Annotated in this window: 12 protein-coding genes; 10 read left to right on the top strand and 2 right to left on the bottom strand. The window is 46.4% G+C overall.

Annotated elements, in window-relative coordinates:
* The first annotated feature begins 549 nt into the window (after positions 1–549).
* The 6 genes from radC (at position 550) to ONB37_11445 (ending at position 7616) form a co-directional block, all read left to right on the top strand.
* Entirely contained in the window at positions 550–1239 is a 690-nt protein-coding gene (radC, locus tag ONB37_11470; protein MDZ7400775.1) for a DNA repair protein RadC, read from the top strand.
* A gap of 411 nt (positions 1240–1650) precedes the next feature.
* The gene (locus ONB37_11465; GenBank protein ID MDZ7400774.1) at positions 1651–4131 is read left to right on the top strand and encodes a phosphodiester glycosidase family protein; all 2481 of its coding nucleotides are present in this window, start codon (positions 1651–1653) and stop codon (positions 4129–4131) included.
* Positions 4132–4550: 419 nt separating this feature from the next.
* Complete coding sequence (locus tag ONB37_11460) at positions 4551–5783, top strand: M14 family zinc carboxypeptidase (GenBank protein MDZ7400773.1); 1233 nt, start codon at positions 4551–4553, stop codon at positions 5781–5783.
* A 152-nt stretch (positions 5784–5935) separates the two neighbouring features.
* Positions 5936–6838 (top strand): PfkB family carbohydrate kinase, encoded by a 903-nt coding sequence (locus ONB37_11455; GenBank protein ID MDZ7400772.1) that lies wholly within the window; start codon positions 5936–5938, stop codon positions 6836–6838.
* Positions 6839–6851: 13 nt separating this feature from the next.
* Positions 6852–7394, top strand: a complete 543-nt coding sequence (locus ONB37_11450) for a peptidylprolyl isomerase (GenBank protein MDZ7400771.1) — start codon at positions 6852–6854, stop codon at positions 7392–7394.
* Between the two features lie 27 nt (positions 7395–7421).
* Positions 7422–7616 (top strand): hypothetical protein, encoded by a 195-nt coding sequence (locus ONB37_11445; protein MDZ7400770.1) that lies wholly within the window; start codon positions 7422–7424, stop codon positions 7614–7616.
* 19 nt (positions 7617–7635) lie between these two features.
* Here the strand turns inward: ONB37_11445 and ONB37_11440 are convergent, their stop codons facing one another.
* Positions 7636–8031 carry a hypothetical protein gene (locus ONB37_11440; GenBank protein ID MDZ7400769.1) on the bottom strand — a complete coding sequence of 132 codons (396 nt, stop codon included), beginning with the start codon at positions 8029–8031 and terminating at the stop codon, positions 7636–7638.
* A gap of 294 nt (positions 8032–8325) precedes the next feature.
* Positions 8326–9225 carry a HAMP domain-containing protein gene (locus ONB37_11435; GenBank protein MDZ7400768.1) on the bottom strand — a complete coding sequence of 300 codons (900 nt, stop codon included), beginning with the start codon at positions 9223–9225 and terminating at the stop codon, positions 8326–8328.
* 737 nt (positions 9226–9962) lie between these two features.
* Here ONB37_11435 and ONB37_11430 point away from each other — a divergent pair.
* From ONB37_11430 to ONB37_11415, 4 genes are all read left to right on the top strand, one after another.
* Positions 9963–11492, top strand: a complete 1530-nt coding sequence (locus ONB37_11430; GenBank protein MDZ7400767.1) for a serine hydrolase — start codon at positions 9963–9965, stop codon at positions 11490–11492.
* A 157-nt stretch (positions 11493–11649) separates the two neighbouring features.
* Complete coding sequence (locus ONB37_11425) at positions 11650–15006, top strand: glycoside hydrolase (protein MDZ7400766.1); 3357 nt, start codon at positions 11650–11652, stop codon at positions 15004–15006.
* A 653-nt stretch (positions 15007–15659) separates the two neighbouring features.
* Positions 15660–16976, top strand: coding sequence for an anaerobic sulfatase-maturation protein (locus ONB37_11420; protein MDZ7400765.1), 1317 nt, complete (start codon positions 15660–15662; stop codon positions 16974–16976).
* A gap of 679 nt (positions 16977–17655) precedes the next feature.
* Complete coding sequence (locus ONB37_11415; protein ID MDZ7400764.1) at positions 17656–19482, top strand: L-fucose isomerase; 1827 nt, start codon at positions 17656–17658, stop codon at positions 19480–19482.
* Positions 19483–19764: the final 282 nt, after the last annotated feature.

The raw sequence follows: 19764 nt of genomic DNA, 5'->3' as shown, positions 1-19764 counted from the left end.
AAATCGACTCATAGCGCTCTAACATTTCTTCGTATGCTAAAATCTTTTTTGTAGGACGAAATAGCTGATGCATGCTTTCGCAGGGATGGCAGGAGTTTAATAAAACAATTTTTTTGAAGTGCCAAGAGGCCATGAAATGAACCTATTGCAAGTTCACAGACATTTTGCTTGACATTCCGCATCAGAAATATTATATTGCTGCCAAATCAAACCGCAGATGATATGATTGAATGGTTTCGATCTTCATTGAAGCACCTGACTCATAGCTGGGATGTCTTGAAAATGATCTAATGCAGTAAGTTAATGGTCCGCACAGAGGTTGTTGAATAGATATTGGCTGAATGATTCTCAAAAGATTCCGTCATTCTCAGGAATGACAGTACTCTAAGAGATTTGCTTTTTTGTTGCCAGGGTTTTGTTCTATTGGCTGAAAGAGAGCTTCGCTCTTTTTTGGGTGATAGCGAATATTGAACCAATTTTGATAAAAGATTTTAAGATTCTTGGCAAACTACCCCACTTGCGACTATTTATAGGGTGAGTCGTTGAACGATGAAAAACGAAATTTTAAAGATCAAAGACTGGCCTGAACATGAGCGTCCCCGGGAACGATTGATAAAACATGGCGCCGATAGGCTCCAAGACGCTGAGCTTTTGGCGATCATTCTTCGGACCGGGGACAAAGAGCATTCGGCTGTGGATTTGGCTCGGATACTATTAAATAAGTATGGGACATTTCGCGGACTGGATGCCAGGTCGATTCAAGAATTATGCGAGATCCAGGGAATCGGACAGACCAAAGCAGTGCAAATCAAGGCGGCATTGGAGATCGGCAAACGGATGGCGGCTGAGCAGGTAAAAATGAAGATGCGAATCGACACCTGCGAGGATGTTTATAATTTGGTTGGGCATTATATGCGCGATTTGAACCGTGAGGAGTTCAAAATCATTCTTCTGACCTCGCGCAATCATCTGATTTTGGAACGCACCATTTTTGAAGGGACCCTCACCGAGAGCATTGTCAACGCCAGGGAAATCGTTCGTGAAGCGCTCAATAATTCAGCGGCTGGAATCGTGTTCGTTCATAACCATCCGAGCGGGGACCCCACTCCCAGTTTGGAAGACAAGAACATCACCAAACGGCTGGTGGAAGCCTGCAAACTGGTCGATGTTCAACCTCATGATCATATCATTATCGGCAAGGATCGCTATTTCAGTTTCTTGCAAAATGGATTATTATAAATTAGAAGTTCTTCTAATCGAATCAAAACGATTCTTTTGATGCTGATGGTTGGTCCATAATAGTGGCAATACCCATTGGCTCATCAGAGATGCTCGAAGCAAAACACAATCTTGGGGATGAGCTCAGGGAATCACTGGTCAAGGAAACGAATCTCCATGATTGTTAAATTGAAATCAGGTCTTTATTCGTCTTTGAGATAGGTTGCTGCAAAATGATCAGGTTGCGAGCATGGGAGTGTCACCCCTTCGGAACCCAATTGTATTTTTAATTTTGATAAAAAACGTTGAGAGATAGCTGCATTTGTAGGTATGACATCACAATTCTTTGCTGCTTCTATTCTGCAGAGCCAAAATTATTAGGTGGAATATATGCATCTTTGAACTGACAACTAGAATTTGAATGGAGGTCCTATGGCAATTCGTGGAAAGATTGTTTTGCCAATCATCTTAGCGCTAATATCGGTGCAAATTGCAGCAGCGGAAATCATTGAACAACGACCAGTAGGGCCAGGTGTGATTTTTTATCATGATTATAAATCCAATGGTCCCTGGCATATTCAAGTGTTGGAGGTTGACCTGAGGAATCCTTGGATCAAATTGGAGACGGCAAAGGCTCGAGATGTTCTGGCTGGGAACGAGACCACGTCCTCCATGGCGCTGCGGAACGATCGAGAGGGGCATCGGGTAATTGGTGCTATCAATGGGGATTTTTATGATAGCCGAGGTGTTCCGATCGGCACTCAGGTGCTGAACGGGTTAATATTAAAGAACCCGGCCAGCCGCTCAGTATTTGGGATTTCGGCAACACAGAAGCCATTTTTTGACATCGTTTCGTTTCAAGGGCAGGTGATTGCGCCGAACACGCGAACCATGCCCATCTCTGGCATCAATGAAATCCGAGATACCGATGATCTGGTCGTGTTCAATCGCTATTATGGCCCAAGCACGGGCACCAATTTCTGGGGTACTGAAATCGCCGCTAAATTTCTGCATGAGCAAATGGTGGTCGGCGATACAGTTCAATTGGTAGCGATTGCGAAAGATAGCCTATTGGAACCTGGTCACGGCAATAATCCGATCCCAGCAGACGGATTGGTTCTGTCTGGGCATCTGATAGCCAGATTCTATTTGGATCATAACATCTTTGTGGGAGATACCTTTGCGATTGTCATGCAATTGCCGCCCATTTTGGAGCGATTGGAACAAATGATCGGTGGGACGCCTCGGTTGATCCGAGATGGAGCTATTTCTGTCGAATGGGAACAAGAGCACGTTGCTGGAACCTTTACGTATAATCGGCATCCGCGCACAGCAATCGGCTGCAACAGCGATTCCACCAAGCTTTATCTATTTACGGTGGATGGTCGACGGCCTGGCTACAGTGTTGGCATGTCGCTGTTCGAGCTGGCTGAATATATGCTTCAATGGGGAGTTTATCAGGGAATTAACCTCGATGGCGGTGGATCTACAACCATGGTCGTTCGCAACCAATTGGTTAATCGGCCATCTGATGCTGGAGGGGAACGAGCCGTCTCCAACGCGCTATTGGTCATTAGCACGGCACCCACGGGGCCTCTCGCTCAATTGGATATAGCTCCTGCCATGGCGTATGTGCCAGCCGGAAAATCGCTCCAGTTCGAGGTCCGTGGTTTTGACCAATACTATAACCCGGTAAGCTTCTCGGTTGATTCTTCGCAATGGCAATGTTCTCCACAACTCGGTCGGATCGATCACAGGGGACTATTCGTGGCTGGGCAAAACCAGGACTCAGGTTATGTCTATGTGAGCGTTGGAGCAATCCGCGACTCCAGTCAAGTGTTTGTCATCCAGGTGGCGAGCATCGAGCTGTTACCGAATCCGCTGATCCTGAAAATTGGTGAAAGCCAGGCACTCGTACCCAATGCTAAAGATGCTAAGGGGCATCTGGTCCTTCTGGAGCCGAGCGATTACCAATGGGCTGTCAATGGCGATATTGGAACGATTTCTCCCAACGGTGTTTTTCGCGCCACCCAGCAAGGACAAGGAGAAGTAATTGCCAGCTATTCTGGTGTAATTGGTACGGCTAAAGTTTTTGTCGGGATCGCTTCCGAGGCAATGATTGATGATTTCAAATCGCTCGCCAATTGGTCGCTTTCGGGGACTCGTGTGAATCTATCCCAATGCCAAATGGAGCTCGATAATCAGTTGTTTTTGTCCGCTCCTTCCGCTTGCCGGTTGCGATATAGCCTGGCGACCGGTGGCACCAGCGCCCTCTATTTGAATTGCTCCATCCCCATTGCTGGATCTCCAGAAGAGATCGAGATTCAAGTCTGCGGGGATGGCAGCGGCCATTGGTTGCGGGGTGAGTTCGAAGATGCGGATGGCGAAAAATTTTTAGTGAACTTCACCCAGGCTTCGCCAGGGATCAATTGGTCAAGATCTTGGAAATCGCTGAGAGTTCCACTGTCTGAGGCTATTCTGCACTGGAACAACCCAAATGCCAAACTGACATTTCCCATTACATGGAAGCGGATTTATCTGGCGGAGACCGATGAGAATAAAAAGAACGCTGGGGTAATTTATCTCGATGATTTCAAGGCCCATTATATTAAGACTGGCGTTCAAAATGATAGGGAAACGAGCCGGCCGAAAGGCTATAAATTGCACCAAAACTTTCCCAACCCTTTCAATCCGATTACTAGAATTTCGTTTGAGCTGCCCAAAGATAGCGATGTGAAATTAGAGGTATTTAATGCACGGGGTGAAAAGGTTGCTAATTTGGTCGATGGCCGATTTCCCGCTGGAGCTCATGACGTAGCGTTCGATGCCAAACACCTGTCCACCGGCATTTATTGGTATCGCATGGAAGCGGACAATTTTCGCATGACACGAAAAATGGTTGTCCTGAAATGATAAATTAAGTTTCACCGATTGTTGCGCTAGATGAGATATTCAGTTGTCGATTTTAAAATAAAAATTGCCCGCTCCATCAAAATTTCAGCGCTCGGTATTCAAAGGGTACATGGTTATGAGTGGTCCGTAACCATGTATCTTTGGGGCAGATCACTGAATAATTTATTTACTATCGCTTTTTCTTCGTGGGAGCTGGCCAAAAATGAATCGGAACTTAGGATCCTGAAGAACGCAAGTGATTTTAAATCCATCGTCATCCTAGGCCGTGGCTGACCCAAAAGCATTTTTCATGTGCTATACAATCGCATAAACTGGATTCCTGAATTTGCAGGAATGACTATTTTATTTATTTTTCACTCTCAAGAATTTCAAATAGTGCAAATTTTTGAGCGTGACACAGAAGCAGAAATTGAGAGAGCATGGTTCAACAATTTCGCATCATCACTTTGGCAGCAGCGTGGTTGGTAATATTGTTGTCGGGGATTTATTTTTTGCTGGTGCGTTATGATCAGAAACAAACTGATAAAGTTCGGATTGGTGTTCGATTGAGCGACGATCACCAGCGCGGTGTTGCCCAGCAATTCTTTGGCGATCAGTACGATCTCTCGCGGGCCAACTATGTTGAATTTACCGCAGGCTGGAAGGAGTTCTTCGCATTGCAGCAAGCCGGGTTGCAGCCTGAGCTCGTGGTAGACATCCAAGTAACCAAATTGTTCGATCAGGGCTTCCATCGGCTTGATCAAATCGATTCCGTCCTTCAACATTTGAACCAGGCTTACCCATCAATCACCACACTCCATACGATTGGGAGCAGTGCGTTCTGGGGACTGCCGATTCGCGCGATCAGGATTTCCAGCCAACCGATAAATCGAGAGGGGACACCATCACTACTGTTGACGGCGGCGCATCATGGTAATGAGCCAATTGGAGTTGAAATCTGTTTGCATGTCATGAACTATCTCTGCCGAAATTCCTCGAACGATCCGAAAGTCAAGACCTGGTTGGAGAAATCCGAGGTCTGGATCGTGCCAGTCATCAATCCAGATGGCTATCGGTTGAACTTTTCGGATAGCGCCAGGCTGATTTGGCGAAAGAACATGCGTGATAACAATGGCGATGGCCGCTTCTCTCCAGAGTCAGATGGTGTTGATCTCAACCGCAATTACGACTATCATTGGGATGTGAGGGGGGATCATTCCCCTCAAAGCAGTTACTACTGTGGTTCAGCTCCGTTTTCCGAACCAGAAATTGTTGCGATCCGACATTTGGCTGAGCACCGCCGCTTTAGTCTGCATCTCGATTTTCACAGCGCAGGAGAAAAGGTTTTGTATCCCACCGAGATCGCTGTCACACATCAGTTAGCTGATCTGGCTGAAGCGATAGCACGCCAAATTAAAAAAAGCTCGGGCAGCGATCATTACCAAGTCGCGCCGCTGCATGACTGGGTGGGGCAATGTTCATCCTGGATGTTTCACCAGATGAGCGTCCCTTCGCTGCTCATCGAGGCTGGTGATAGTTTTTTCCCCAATAAAGCCGATCTTTTAGCCATTATAGAGCAGAACGCCCAAGCGGTTTTCTATTCATTAGATCTACTGACGGGAGATAATACCTGTCCTACCCAGACCCCTTGGTTAAATCGTTTCGCGGAGTAAAAAAATAAAATGATGAATTGCTGGAATGTTGGATTGCTGAATCGATGTGAGAATATTAGATGTTCATTGAGATAAGCGGGGGAAAATCGATTTGTTTCGGATCGAGATCGCGATCATTGTAATTTGAAACTGAAGGATCGAGTTTTAAGCGGATGGATTTTGACTGTCTTGGATTTGGAATCTGTGCCGTAGATTATCTTTGTTTGGTCCCCAAGTATCCTGGGACGGATGAAAAAACAGAGGCATTGGAATTTGCGATGCAGGGTGGAGGACCAGTGGCCACAGCGTTAACCACCTTAGCGCGGCTGGGTCGACGGACAAGCTTTATCAGTCGCATTGGAGATGACGATAATGGCAAATTTTTAGTGAACGAATTCATCCGTGCCGGCGTTAATATAAGCGGTTTAATCATTGATCCAAATATGCCGACACAACAGGCATTTATCTGGATCGATGCTTCCAATGGCAAACGCTCCATTGTGCTCAATAGCAGTCGTTATCGCCCCATCGCTCCTGGTGAGCTTAAATTGGAATATGTGCGATCGGCCAAGTATTTATTGATCGATGGTCGCGATACCGAGGCGACGGTCGCCATGGCCCATTGGGCAAAAGCGCATGGTACAAAGATCGTGCTCGATGCTGGCAGCCAGCGAAAGGGCATGGAGGAATTGTTAGCGCTGGTGGATTACCCGGTGGTGTCGGAAAAATTTTGTCACCAATATTTTGGAAGCGGCGATTATCTCTGGGCGGTCCAACAACTGCTCCGTTGTGGGGCTACGGCTGCGGTGGTTACCTGTGGCAGCGCCGGGTGCTATGGGGCCGATCGCCATGGCAGCTATTATCAGCCAGCTTTCCCAGTGAATGTGAAAGATACCACGGGTGCAGGGGATGTTTTTCACGGCGCATTTATTTTCGGACTATTAGAACTGTGGGAACTAAAACATGTTTTAAAATTTGCAAGCGCCGTGGCAGCTTTAAAATGCACGCAGCTCGGAGGGAGGTCTGGCATTCCTGACCTCCAAACGGTCAACCATTTTCTGAACCAATTTAATTGAAGGAGATTTATTGATGAGACGTTTGATTGGGGTTCTTTGCTTCGGAATGCTTCTGGGGTTTACGTTCAACAGTTATGGACAATTGCAAATCAAAGAGGGGGATGAATTATATGTAAAAGAGACCGCTGAAAATCTGCGGCTCTCCCCAGCCGGCTCTGTGATTTGCCAATTGCCACAAGGTACAAAGGTCATCGCCATTCAGGATCAGGGCAATTGGGTGGCGGTTCATCTGGTGGGATATATTTGGAAAAAATCGTTGACCAATTCCCGCTTCGATATCCCTGGCTTTACGATGCGGGCATTGCATATCTTGGTATCGACTGAAGAGGAAGCGAAGGAGATCAAAAAATTGCTCAGTGAGGGCGCTGACTTTAAGGAGCTGGCCAAACAACGGTCCAAAGATCCGAATGCTGCCCGTGGCGGCGATTTGGGGGTGATCACTAAGGGAGATTTACTTCCAGAGCTTGATAAGGCCATTAGCTCGCTGAGCGTTGGTCAAGTTAGCGACATCATCAAAACGAGCCTTGGCTATCACATTTTTAAACGGACCGAGTAATCATTCCGTCATTTCAAATCGCGATTCATGCATTCAAGAAACGTTCCTCGATTGCTGGAAGTGTTAACTCGACAGCGTATTTGCGAACTCGATCAATTTGTGCGATGGGGTACTGGGGCTTTGGTTTACTGGTCCAGTATCCCATCGCTTCGGGTTCGATTGGTTCGTGGTTTGGATTTGGGCGATCGCGTCGAAAAATGCCTTGTATTGCGTCCCAAGTGATAAACGAATCTTCTTCGTTCTATTGCCAAGCCCCTTCAAAAATTGGAGGCTCAATAGTATCTGGCAGCACCACAATCCTTACCGTTCCAAGTTTTGCTTGAGGCTTACGGCCCGTGCCCGTGATTGTGATTTGATTATTGCTTCGGTTGCTGATAGCGTAAATTCCATTTTCATTGTTTGATGGAAAATTGATCGCCTCAAATGAAAAATTTTCGAATGACCTATTCCCTCCACCAAGCACAGACGGAGTTTGATACCATTGTTGTGCTCTGATAGCAATGGTCATGCAATCTTGAAAAACTGCATCCCGATTCATTGCTGAGGCGCTGCTGCTCAGCATATTTGCTCCTACTTTGATAGTAGCTCCAGTGATTAGAATTCCCAAAATTAGCAATATGAGCTGCTGTTTTCTCATAGCTATCACTCCTTGAATTCGAAGCTGAGTTTTTTAACAGAATTTCAAAAGACTTGTTCACTCATAGGAATTAAATAGAAATTTGCTAAACGGTCTTGTTTATATCGAGCAAGACTTCGGCTATTGCCTTAAAATCTGCCGAAATACTTCACAGGAAATCAGATTCTTTTTAACAGATACGGAGTTTTTGGTGTGCCTTATTGTCGAATGATCTAAAATCAATTCTCCATAGATTGCAGATGCCATAATTAACCAACATTACTAAACAATTTTCATTTTTTGATCAAATAACGTCTATTTTTGCTCGAATTGTTGCAGTTCGAGCGTCCATTGGGCCATTCGATTCTCAAGCGTCTTGGTGTTATTCTCAATTCGCTCCTGCGATTGCTTCAATTTCTCGATTATTTCATTAAAGGAACGTGCCAGATTTCCCAATTCATCCTCTCGGGCCGTCGCGATGGAATGATTCAAATTTCCACTGGCGACCAACTGTGCGGCTCGTTCCAATTCTTTGATGGGTTGCGTCAACCGGTGCACGCTCCAAAACACGAATCCGAAGACGATGAGGGTACTGAGAACCGCAATATAAATCGCTCGATTTCTCATGTGTCGGATATTGAAATTCATCGTTTCCAAAGACACGCCCAAAATCACCGTGCCCAATCGTTGCTGCTTGCCAAACGATTCGTGCCGATCCAATCCAGTGATCGCTTGCTCAAGTGGATCATGGTGCATTGAAGCATTACTGGATGCATCATTCCCCAGAGTGAAAATTGGTTCAATAAAGCAATAGTGCTCGTTTCTATCAGGGGAAGAGATGAATCTGAAAAGGCCTTTGTTTGCGGCAGTAGCATCATCCAGCATCTCACTGGTCAAGTGCGATCGAGAGTCCTCAATGGCAAGAATTGAGCCCGATTCATCGAGAATAGCTGAGTAAATGATTTCATCATAATTCATGATGCCATAAAGATAGCTGTTCAGCTCGGCATAGTTTCGGGATTGAACATGATGAGAGGCATTTTCGGCCAAATTTTTGGCTAATGATCCACCCCATTTTTTCAATTCGCGCTTGAGGTCTCGTTTCCCAGCCGTGATGAAAAAAGAAAACAATGCGACAAAGAACAAATTGATAAATACGAACGTGTAAATGAGCCATTTTATTTTGATGCTCAGCCGTCGAAATCTCGAAATCATTTAAATATAAAATCGGTTAAATTGCACAAAATTCGGTTTAAATTTTTCGTCGCTGCAGTCCAATAGCAACTTTGCCAATAGTCTCACAAGACAAACTTTGCGTGAATTTTTTAATAACATTTAACTTTCCCCGGTCGTCCCGATCTTGTCCAGAACAATAAGGCATTGTCTGATTGAAACTGGGTTGATCCTTCTTTTTTAGAGATTCAGCCTTCCAAGTAGCGCCATGCTGCTCTCGTTTACTACCATTTGCCATTGGTTCCGCGCTTGGCCGAGACCGAACCCTTCCATAATTCCCTAAGGGCACATTAAAAACTGGGTTGATTGATCATTTCGCTGTAATCTCAATCTTGCACGATGCCACGCCTGTGCTCTCAATTAAAATCGCTTGACTTTTTGATTCCACTTAGTTAGATTCTTTTTGAAGTTGAAACTCTCAAATGAGAGGCCTTATGCAAAAATTGCCCCACGAAACACATGAAGAAGCACGAAGACAATTCCTTGAGATTAGGCTTTCGCGTGTTTTCGTGGGCAAAAAATTTTATCGAAGTCGTTTGAGTAGATTTTAGAAATTTAGGTTGAAAAAGATTCAATTGAAAAATTGGATAGACCACAATCACTTTTAACTCATCCATTCAATTTAAGCAATTTCTGAATATGCTTCTCAAGAGATTTGATGATAGTAACGACTGTTCTATTTTGTACAAAGACCGCGTGAAATGTCCTGAGGAAGAAAGATGAAGAGAATTATTCAATTGATTGTGCATGTTCTGCTTTTTTGCGCAACTCAAGCATTCGGACAAAATGAACGTCTGGACTCGCTCCTCTCGATGATCGCTACGAAGTATCAATTGGTTGGCATGTCTGTCGCCATTGTTCAAGACAGCGGCGTTGTCTTTTCTCAAGGATATGGGTTGAGGGATATTGAGCGCAATTTGCCCGTAAACGAACAGACCAAATTTCGAATTGCTTCGATCTCCAAATTCATAACAGCCATGGCGGTCATGCAACTTTATGAGCAAGGCTTGTTCAAACTGGAAGACGATGTCAGCCAATATCTGGGATTTGAACTAAAGAACCCTGCGTTCAGAAATCAATTCATCACCTTTAAAATGCTATTATCACACACTTCGAGCTTGCGGGATGGTAGCGGTTACGATCGGTTCTTATCAGATACCTATGGGAAAAATCCACCACCTGCCTTGAAGCAGTTACTAATCCCGGGAGGGACTTATTATACGGCCGACATGTTCGACGCCAGCCGTGGGCCAGATCAAAAATATTTTCAATATGCCAATATCAATTTTGGAATTTTAGGCACGTTGGTGGAACGGATTTCCGGCGAGCGATTCGATCAGTATTGCAAAAAACATCTTTTTGATCCACTCGGTATCGCGGCAAGCTTTAATGTCCGCGACCTTCCCGATATTAATGACCTCGCCGTGCTTTATCGGAAATCTGGGAGCTCTTGGGTCGCCCAATTCGATCGATATAACGGAGTTTCTCCACCAGAGCGCGATCTGAGTGGTTATTCGATCGGCGAAAACGGCGTCATTTTTTCTCCCCAGGGCGGACTGAGGATCAGCGCCATCGATCTGGCGAAGCTGATGATCGTTCATTTAAATGGTGGAAGTTATCACGGCATGAGGCTTTTGGCTGATACCACGATCAGCCGCATGCATGAAGTCGTGTGGCGCTATAACGGCATCAATGGCGATAGCTACTACGGTATTTTTAAGACTTATGGACTGGGCAATCATACCACAACCGATCTCTTGCCTGGCCAGCAATTGATTGGTCATCCTGGGGAAGCTTATGGATTGATCAGCGATTGCTATTTTTCGAAATTGGGAAAATATGGTATCATTTTCATCACCAATGGAGGGCAATGGGGTTACGGCCAATATAGTGGATGGTACAATGTGGAAGAGGATGTTTTTAAAACCTGCTTCGCCCAATTGCCAAATTTAACTTCAGTCACTTCTATTCTATCCGCTCCGAAAGCAGGGTTTCAATTGGAGCAAAATTCCCCCAATCCATTCAACAGTGCAACCCGAATTCGATTTTATCTTCCAAACTCCAGCGTAGTTGCCTTGAACGTTTATGATGTCACTGGTAGGCTGGTTGCACAGCTTTTAGATCGTTTTCTGCCGGCTGGTTCGCATGAGATCTCTTTTGATGGCGCGCAACTTTGTAGCGGCGTGTATTTCTATCAATTGCGCGCGGGACATTTTTCGGCGGCTCGAAAGCTCATCCTGTTGCGTTGAACTTTAGGGCCTTTGGGATGAGATCATAACGTTGATGAAGTTGATCAATGATTCCTTTTTGAGAAAAAATAAATTGCCTTTTGATTTTTCAATTTTGTCAACCATATCAGAGCGGGCACTTGATATGAACCGTTCCTTCAAACCATCGAGGTCAACCATGATCACAAGAAAAAGATCGCTTCAAATATTCCTGTTTGGGCTGATGGTTCATCTGATATTCGGGAACGTTCGATCCCAAGATTTGGCGTCGGACGAAATCATGAATCTACGGCTGTTAAGTGTTCCGGGCTATCTATCGGGTTTCGAGCGCGCCATCTCTGGGCAATCGATCGATTACTATTCCTGCCATCCCGATGTCCGAACCGCATTGATCGTTCGGGCCACTACTGGATCGATGACAGCGGAGTGGGAGTCTGAGCCTCTGCCGCAAGATTATCCGTTTGCAAAGGCCACATTTCTCTGGATCGCGGGTCTGGGCTGCAATCTTGGGGAGAAAAAATTCGATCTGTATATCAATGATCAATCCTGTTTGACGTTTACCTCCACCTCACAACCGAATTGGTCGATTAGAGGCACAAGAGATGAGACGCTTTCGTTTCAGACTTTGATGACCGATCAATACGGCGATCGATTTGGATATATGTTTTTAGAGCTTCCAACTCGGGAGCTTGTGCCAGGGCAGCCGCTTCGGCTCAAAGTGATCGGCGAAACGGCTGGTAGCCAAGCATGGGTCATGGTCTTTCAAGCGTCATTGCGACCGAAGATCACATTCTTACCCGAATTAGGGATCTTAAAAAATAAAAACCGCCGCTTTCAAAATGTTCGAATCCATGTGGTCAACCTCAATAAACCGATCCGTGCCCATGTTTATTCGAAAGAGCAAGCGATCATGACGACGTTCAACTTCGGATTTAATACGGTCACTCTGCCATTTGAGGCCGTGGTGCGTGAGAAACCAGTCGAAATTTATATTGAAATGCGAGAACAATTGGTAGTGAAGAAGCGATTGCTTTTGGAGCCAGTGCGACAATTTACAGTGTATTTGTTGCCGCATTCGCATTTAGATATCGGCTATACTCATTATCAGGAAGACGTGCTCAAAATGCAATTTCATCATCTGGAGCAGGCGATCGCGATTGCCGAGCAGAGCCAATCGCTGCCAAAACATGAGCAGTTCAAATGGAATGCTGAGCAATTATGGCACGTGGATGAGTATTTGAAGCGTCAGGATGATGTCAAACAGGCCAAATTGCTCGCTGCGATCCGCAACGGCTGGATCGGATTGGATGGGCTCTATGCCAACCTGCTGACAGGCCTCTGTCGGCCAGAAGAACTGTTGGAGGCATTAGCTCCAGCGCGACATTTTTCTCAGGAATATGATATACCCATCGAAGCCGCGATGATCAGCGATATACCTGGCTGGAGTTGGGGATTGATTCCGGTTCTTGCCCAGAGTGGGATCAAATATCTTTCGTTGGGCCCAAATTTAGGGCATCGGATCGGGCATGTGTTCGATTGGGCGGATCAGCCGTTCTATTGGGTTTCGCCATCCGGAGAAGAGCAGGTGCTTTGCTGGGTGCACGGCAAAGGCTATAGCTGGTTTCACACTGGTCTGGAATATGTTTTCTCTGGCGAACTTGACCCGGATCGAGTTAAATTTGAACGGATTCTGCCATATTTAGAGCAACTAGTTCAAGCCAATTATCCTTATGATGTGGTAGGGCTGCGCTATAGCATCGGCTCGGATAATGGCCCACCAGATGTGAATTTATCCGAGTCGGTGCATCAATGGAACGAGCGATACGAGTCACCGCGCTTGGTGATTGCGACCACTGCCCAGCTTTTTCATGAATTAGAAGCCCGATATCGAGATCAGTTGCCCCGAGTGCGGGGCGACTTTACACCTTATTGGGAGGATGGAGCGGCCTCGACTGCACGAGAGACAGCGGTCAATCGTGCTGCTGCGGAGCGGCTGGTGCAGGCCAGCGCGCTTTGGACCATCCTGGACGCCAGCCATTATCCCCACGAACGATTTGGCGAAGCCTGGCGACAGGTCTTGTTGTTCAGCGAGCATACCTGGGGCGCCTGGAATTCCATTAGCGCGCCCGATGATGAATCCGTCAAGCATCAATGGCAATGGAAGCAGCAAAGGGCAGAGAACGCCGATGGCATTGCTCGTGATCTATTGGCCGACGCGTTTCGATCAATCGCTCCTAAGGAACCAAAAATCCAAGCGATCGATGTGTTCAATACCTGTTCTTGGGCTCGAACCGATCTGGTAACGCTTCCTGCCAGCTTCAACCTTGCGGGTGATATGATCAAAAATGAAGCAGGGGAGAAGGTTCCGTCCCAACGATTATCGACTGGCGAACTGGCATTTTTAGCTGAAAATATTCCTCCCCTCGCAAGTATGCGATTCACCATCCATCCGGGCAAAGCTTTCCAAAAGGGCAAGGCGAACGTAAAGGGCAATCAGCTCTCCAATGAAACGATCACCCTTGAACTCGATCCAAGCACAGGAACTATCTCGTCCCTCAAGATCAAAAATCTCGCTCATGATTTCGTGGCTCATAACGCTCTGAATGGCCTGAACGATTATATTTATGTCGCTGGGAGAGATCCAAGCAACAAGAAATTGATCGATCAGCCTGTGAAAATTTACCCCAAAGAAATGGGCAAATTGCTGGTCTCGGTGACCATTGAATCTGCTGCGCCTGGGTGCAATAAACTTAGCCGAGAGCTTCGGTTAATTCATGGGATTGCACGAATCGACATTATCAATGGACTGGATCGGCCGTCGATTCGGGAGCCCGAGGGCATTCATTTCGGCTTTCCGTTCAATATCCCCGAAGGAGAAGTTCGGCTAGATCTGTCCTGGGGAGTCATTCGTCCTGAAAAAGATCAGCTTCGAGGAGCATGCAAGAATTGGTTTACGGTCCAGCGTTGGGTAGATATCTCCAACGGACAGCTCGGTATCACCTGGGTGCCAATCGATGCGCCTTTGATGGAGCTGGGCGATATCCGAGCCGATGCAACGATATGTGGTTGGGTGAGGCAGCTTGAGCCGTCTCAAACTATCTATTCTTTTGCGATGAACAATTATTGGGAGACCAACTACAAAGCGGATCAACCTGGCGTCTGTCAATTGCGCTACTCGATTATCCCCCACGGAAGATACGATCAAGCCCAGGTAACTCGGACTGCCATTGAATGCCATCAGCCGCTCATCCCTGTGCCAGTTTCAAAAGATTCACACCGCTCGACATCGCTCTTCAGGATTGAACCCAAAGATGTCATCGTTACTCTGTTGAAGCCGGGCCGTAACGGCAAGACCATTTTGCTTCGACTGTTCAATCCAACGCCCGACCCTCGGTCAGCACGACTGATATGGGGTTCGTTGCACCCAAAAGAAATTTATATGAGCGATCCGTTTGAGCGGCCACTCGAAAGATTAGGAAATGAAATTCCTATGCCAGGTTATGGTATCAGGACCATAATGCTGATCAACGATTAATCTGGGGAGATTATTCAACTTGAAATTTGGTGAGTCTCTGATTCGTGATTTCTTGATCCCTTGAATTGATATCACCCATAAAAGTGTACCCAGAAATTACTAAATTTGCTGTCATTCCGAACGGAGCGAAGCGGAATAAGGAATCTCTAGATGAAACGGAACTAACAGCTTATAAAAATTCCCCACTTCGTTCGGAATGACAGGGCCAGACTAAATATTATCATTTTTCCACAGCCTGATAAGTATGACACCTTGTTCAATCAATCCGCCTCGACTTTTTCTGGCTGAGCCTTGGCATCGGAATTCCGCTGAAATATTCCCATTCTTGTGACTCGATATGCTTTTCCCGTCCTAAAAGCATAAATCTAATTTGCTAATTATTGCCTAAATGAAGACCAGTAAACTTGAATTAGATATGCCATCACGCACGAGGTGAGGAAATTTGTTCCATTTAGCTTATAAGACCTACAGATTTCTCCCTGCGCTCGAAATGACAAGAAGGTGAGTTTTCATTCAAGCATTAGTCATAAGTGGCAAATTACCCCTTGACAAACTTGATAATTTGGGCTATATTCTGTTTCAAATTATGTGGTGCTGGATCAAATAAAATATCTATCAACCAAATTCAAAAGCCAAATTCGTTCTAATTTTCAATGATCGCATTCCATATCATCGCCAAACCGATTGGCCCAATTTGCAATTTGAACTGTAGCTACTGTTTCTATCTCGAAAAGGAAAATCTCTATCCCGATCATCGCAATTGGCGGATGTCAGATGAGGTATTGGAATCATTTGTTCGCCAGTATCTCCAGTGCAATGAGGCCCCAGTCGTGAATTTCGCCTGGCAAGGGGGCGAGCCAACGCTGTTGGGGATTGATTTTTTCAAGACGGTTGTTGCGCTCCAGAAGCGGTATGCCGATGGAAAAACCATTGAAAACGCCTTTCAGACCAATGGGATTTTACTGAATGATCAGTGGTGCGAATTTTTAGCTGAGAATCGTTTTCTTGTGGGATTGTCCTTGGATGGTCCTGAAAATCTTCATAACATGCATCGCGTGGACAAAGCTGGCCAGGGGTCGTTTGACCGGGTGATGCAAGGGCTGGAGCGATTAAAGAAACATGGCGTGGAGTTCAACATCCTCACTGCGGTCAATCGGGCCAATTCTCAGCTTCCGCTTGAAGTTTATCATTTTCTCAAACAGGTCGGGAGCGGCTTTATCCAATTTATTCCAATTGTCGAACGAGTTCGTATTTCCCATCACCATCCTCATCGGCAGCTTGTTTCCCCGGATGATCAGTCCGAAGCTGTGGTCGCGGATTGGTCGGTCGAGCCAGTGCAATTCGGCAAATTTTTGATTGAGATTTTCGATGAGTGGGTTCGAAACGACGTTGGGAGGCAATTCATCCAGCTATTTGAAGTGGCATTACAGCGGTGGTCTGGCCAGGAGCCCAGCTTATGTTTATTTGCGGAGACCTGTGGTAAGGCATTGGCGATTGAGCATAATGGAGATCTCTATTCATGCGATCATTTTGTCTATCCGACACATCGGCTTGGGAATATTCTGGAGCGATCCCTGATCGAATTGGTAACATCGGATCAACAGAGGAGATTTGGCAACAATAAACATGATCGCTTGCCTCAATTCTGCCATGATTGCTCAGTTTTATTTATCTGTCGCGGCGAATGTCCCAAGAACCGATTTATGCAGACGCCTACTGGTCAGGTCGGACTGAACTATCTTTGCGAGGGCTACCGAGTGTTTTTTGAACATATTGACCTTTATATGAAATTCATGGCAAATGAACTGCGTCACTGTCGAGCGCCAGCCAACGTGATGTCCTGGGCGCGGGCTAAAGATCACGGATTCCCGGGTTTGGACATCGGTCGGAACGATCCCTGCCCCTGCGGGAGTGGCAAAAAGTTCAAGAAATGCTGTGAACAAAATAGAAGAAGAATCGCAGCTCCATAAATCGAAACCAATTCATCGAACGCGCTTCACTCACGTAGCCTCTCTTTCGGTCAAGCTGATCGGCATTTCAAATCCTAATAACCATCGAATTTCGTTCTATTTTGCGGATGAACTGCAAGATGGCTGACAGAAAAATAGGAGCGTGACCATCGAGTTTTTAGCGAAAACGAGGCCCTTCAAAGTACATCGAATTGTCTGGAAGTTTTGGAAATTTCCCTTTTGAGATGAAAAAGAGCAAGCTGCAAAAAGGGGAGATTTTTTGAGCGGCTATTGTTATCCGTTCCATCATATAGTGGGACAGGCATGATTCACAAATAAAGGGGACACAAAAGCCGCTTCCGTTTGCAGATTTCAGGGTCACAGATTCGGGATTTGACCATTTGGTAGCGGTCAAAATTTATTTAGTGCCTGAAAGAAAATTCACCTTTTTGTCATTTCGACCGAATGGAGAAATCTTTAAGTGCAACAATCTCTATGTCACCAGATTCCTCACTTCGTTCGGAATGACACTGCTACTTCAAACTCAATGGTTTTCGTTCATGCACGATATAAAAATATAGCACGATAAAGAGTGCGACTTGATCAAAATCATGGCGCTGATAAAATCATTAAGCCAGACTTCAATACAAAATTGTTGTCAGCAATTTTAACAGTCATTTTTGAGGAAAGGGAAGTAACTATGGCAAAGATTGAAGAGATGAAAATGAACCCCCCGATGAAACGACTTCGTGGCGCGACACCTAAAATTGGCATTCGACCAGTCATTGATGGCCGACGCAAAGGAGTTCGGGAATCGCTGGAGAACCAAACAATGACCATGGCGAAGGCGGCAGCGGAATTTTTAAGTCAAAATCTACGACATTCAAATGGTTTGCCGGTGGAATGTGTGATAGCGGACACATGCATTGGCGGAGTGGCAGAGGCTGCTGCTGCGGCCGAGAAATTCGCCCGCGAAGGTGTAGGCGTCTCGCTGACGGTGACGCCATGCTGGTGCTATGGCACGGAAGTAATGGATAGCGACCCACTGATCCCCAAAGCGGTATGGGGGTTCAACGGCACTGAGCGACCCGGAGCGGTATATCTTGCCGCGGCTTTGGCTGGCTATACCCAAAAAGGATTGCCCGCGTTTGGCATCTACGGCCGAGACGTCCAAGATCGCGATGATACCACCATTCCAGAAGATGTGAAACAGAAGCTATTGTTATTTGCCAAAGCGGGATTGGCGGTGGCAGAAATGCGCGGCAAGTCGTATCTGGCTTTGGGGGCCGTATCCATGGGGATCGCCGGTTCCATTGTGAATCAGGATTTCTTTCAAGATTATCTCGGCATGAGAAACGAAACCGTGGACATGACCGAATTTGTCCGAAGAATAGAAGAAGAAATTTATGATAAAGATGAGTTCCAGCGCGCGCTGCACTGGGTGAAAAAGTACTGCAAAGAAGGCGAGGATGTTAATCGGAAGGAGATTCAGACGTCTCGCGCTCGAAAAGATTGGGAATGGGAAATGGTTGTCAAAATGACCATCATTGCCCGCGATTTAATGATTGGGAATCCCAAATTGGCGGAGATGGGCTTTGAAGAAGAGGCATTGGGCCATAATGCCATCGCTGCCGGCTTCCAGGGACAGCGGCAATGGACTGACCATTTTCCCAACGGCGATTTCATGGAGGCGATGCTGAATTCCTCGTTCGATTGGAACGGCATTCGCGAGCCGTTCATCATGGCCACGGAGAACGATTGCCTCAACGGGGTTGCTATGCTTTTTGGCCATTTATTGACCGATACCGCTCAAATCTTTTCTGACGTCCGCACTTATTGGAGCCCTGCAGCAGTGAAGCGCGTCACTGGCAAGACATTGACCGGCAGAGCCGCAAATGGAATTATTCATCTCATCAATTCCGGCTCATCCACTTTGGATGGAACGGGCCAGCAGACGGACAAGCAGGGCAATCCTGTCATGAAACCTTTCTGGGAGATCACCCCTGAGGAAGTCGCCCGATGTTTGGAAGCCACGCGCTGGTGTCCGGCGGAGCTGGAGTATTTTCGCGGCGGCGGATTTTCATCGCAGTTTTTATCCAAAGGCGACATGCCCGTCACGATGTCGCGGATCAACTTGGTGAAGGGCCTTGGACCAGTGCTCCAAATAGCTGAAGGCTACACCGTCGACCTGCCTAAAGAGGTGCATGAAATCCTCAATCGCCGCACCAGTCCCACGTGGCCGACCACCTGGTTTACGCCGATTCTGACTGGCCAGGGTGCATTCCGGGATGTCTATTCCGTTATGGCGAACTGGGGCGCCAACCATGGGGCGATTAGTTACGGTCATATCGGCGATCAGTTGATCACCCTGGCGGCCATGCTCAGAATCCCCGTTTATATGCACAATGTCTCCGAAGATCGAATTTTTCGTCCCAGCGCCTGGGCTGCTTTTGGCACGAAAGATTTAGAAGGGGCTGATTTTCGCGCTTGTGCCAATTTCGGCCCGCTTTATGGATTGAAAAAATAGCAACGATCAAAAACGACAAACCAGGTTTCGATCTGAAACCTGGTTTGCCTTGCATTCCTTCAGAGCATCACGCCTATTTTTGAATCACCATTTTTGATGAGCTTGGCATCCATCTCTCTGTGATCTTAAAGATAAGTCACGGAGCTTGAAAACGAGACAATAGACCAGCAAGCATTTTACCCCTCATTCAATCCCAAGATCGCTCTCATAAAAATATTAGCACAGCCGTTTTTTGCTCTGTTTTGATCCAATGGATCGGGGAGAGCAGGATAAAATTTTCGC

This window comes from candidate division KSB1 bacterium, assembly GCA_034506395.1.
Classification (GTDB): Bacteria; Zhuqueibacterota; Zhuqueibacteria; order Thermofontimicrobiales; family Thermofontimicrobiaceae; genus Thermofontimicrobium.
This window is presented reverse-complemented; position numbering and strand designations above follow the sequence as displayed.

Excerpts from the sequence above, each read along its gene's own strand:
- radC (MDZ7400775.1), top strand. The coding sequence starts at position 550 with ATGAAAAACGAAATTTTAAAGATCAAAGACTGGCCTGAACATGAGCGT.
- ONB37_11465 (MDZ7400774.1), top strand. The coding sequence starts at position 1,651 with ATGGCAATTCGTGGAAAGATTGTTTTGCCAATCATCTTAGCGCTAATA.
- ONB37_11460 (MDZ7400773.1), top strand. The coding sequence starts at position 4,551 with ATGGTTCAACAATTTCGCATCATCACTTTGGCAGCAGCGTGGTTGGTA.
- ONB37_11455 (MDZ7400772.1), top strand. The coding sequence starts at position 5,936 with ATGGATTTTGACTGTCTTGGATTTGGAATCTGTGCCGTAGATTATCTT.
- ONB37_11450 (MDZ7400771.1), top strand. The coding sequence starts at position 6,852 with ATGAGACGTTTGATTGGGGTTCTTTGCTTCGGAATGCTTCTGGGGTTT.
- ONB37_11445 (MDZ7400770.1), top strand. The coding sequence starts at position 7,422 with ATGCATTCAAGAAACGTTCCTCGATTGCTGGAAGTGTTAACTCGACAG.
- ONB37_11440 (MDZ7400769.1), bottom strand. The coding sequence starts at position 8,031 with ATGAGAAAACAGCAGCTCATATTGCTAATTTTGGGAATTCTAATCACT.
- ONB37_11435 (MDZ7400768.1), bottom strand. The coding sequence starts at position 9,225 with ATGATTTCGAGATTTCGACGGCTGAGCATCAAAATAAAATGGCTCATT.
- ONB37_11430 (MDZ7400767.1), top strand. The coding sequence starts at position 9,963 with ATGAAGAGAATTATTCAATTGATTGTGCATGTTCTGCTTTTTTGCGCA.
- ONB37_11425 (MDZ7400766.1), top strand. The coding sequence starts at position 11,650 with ATGATCACAAGAAAAAGATCGCTTCAAATATTCCTGTTTGGGCTGATG.
- ONB37_11420 (MDZ7400765.1), top strand. The coding sequence starts at position 15,660 with ATGATCGCATTCCATATCATCGCCAAACCGATTGGCCCAATTTGCAAT.
- ONB37_11415 (MDZ7400764.1), top strand. The coding sequence starts at position 17,656 with ATGGCAAAGATTGAAGAGATGAAAATGAACCCCCCGATGAAACGACTT.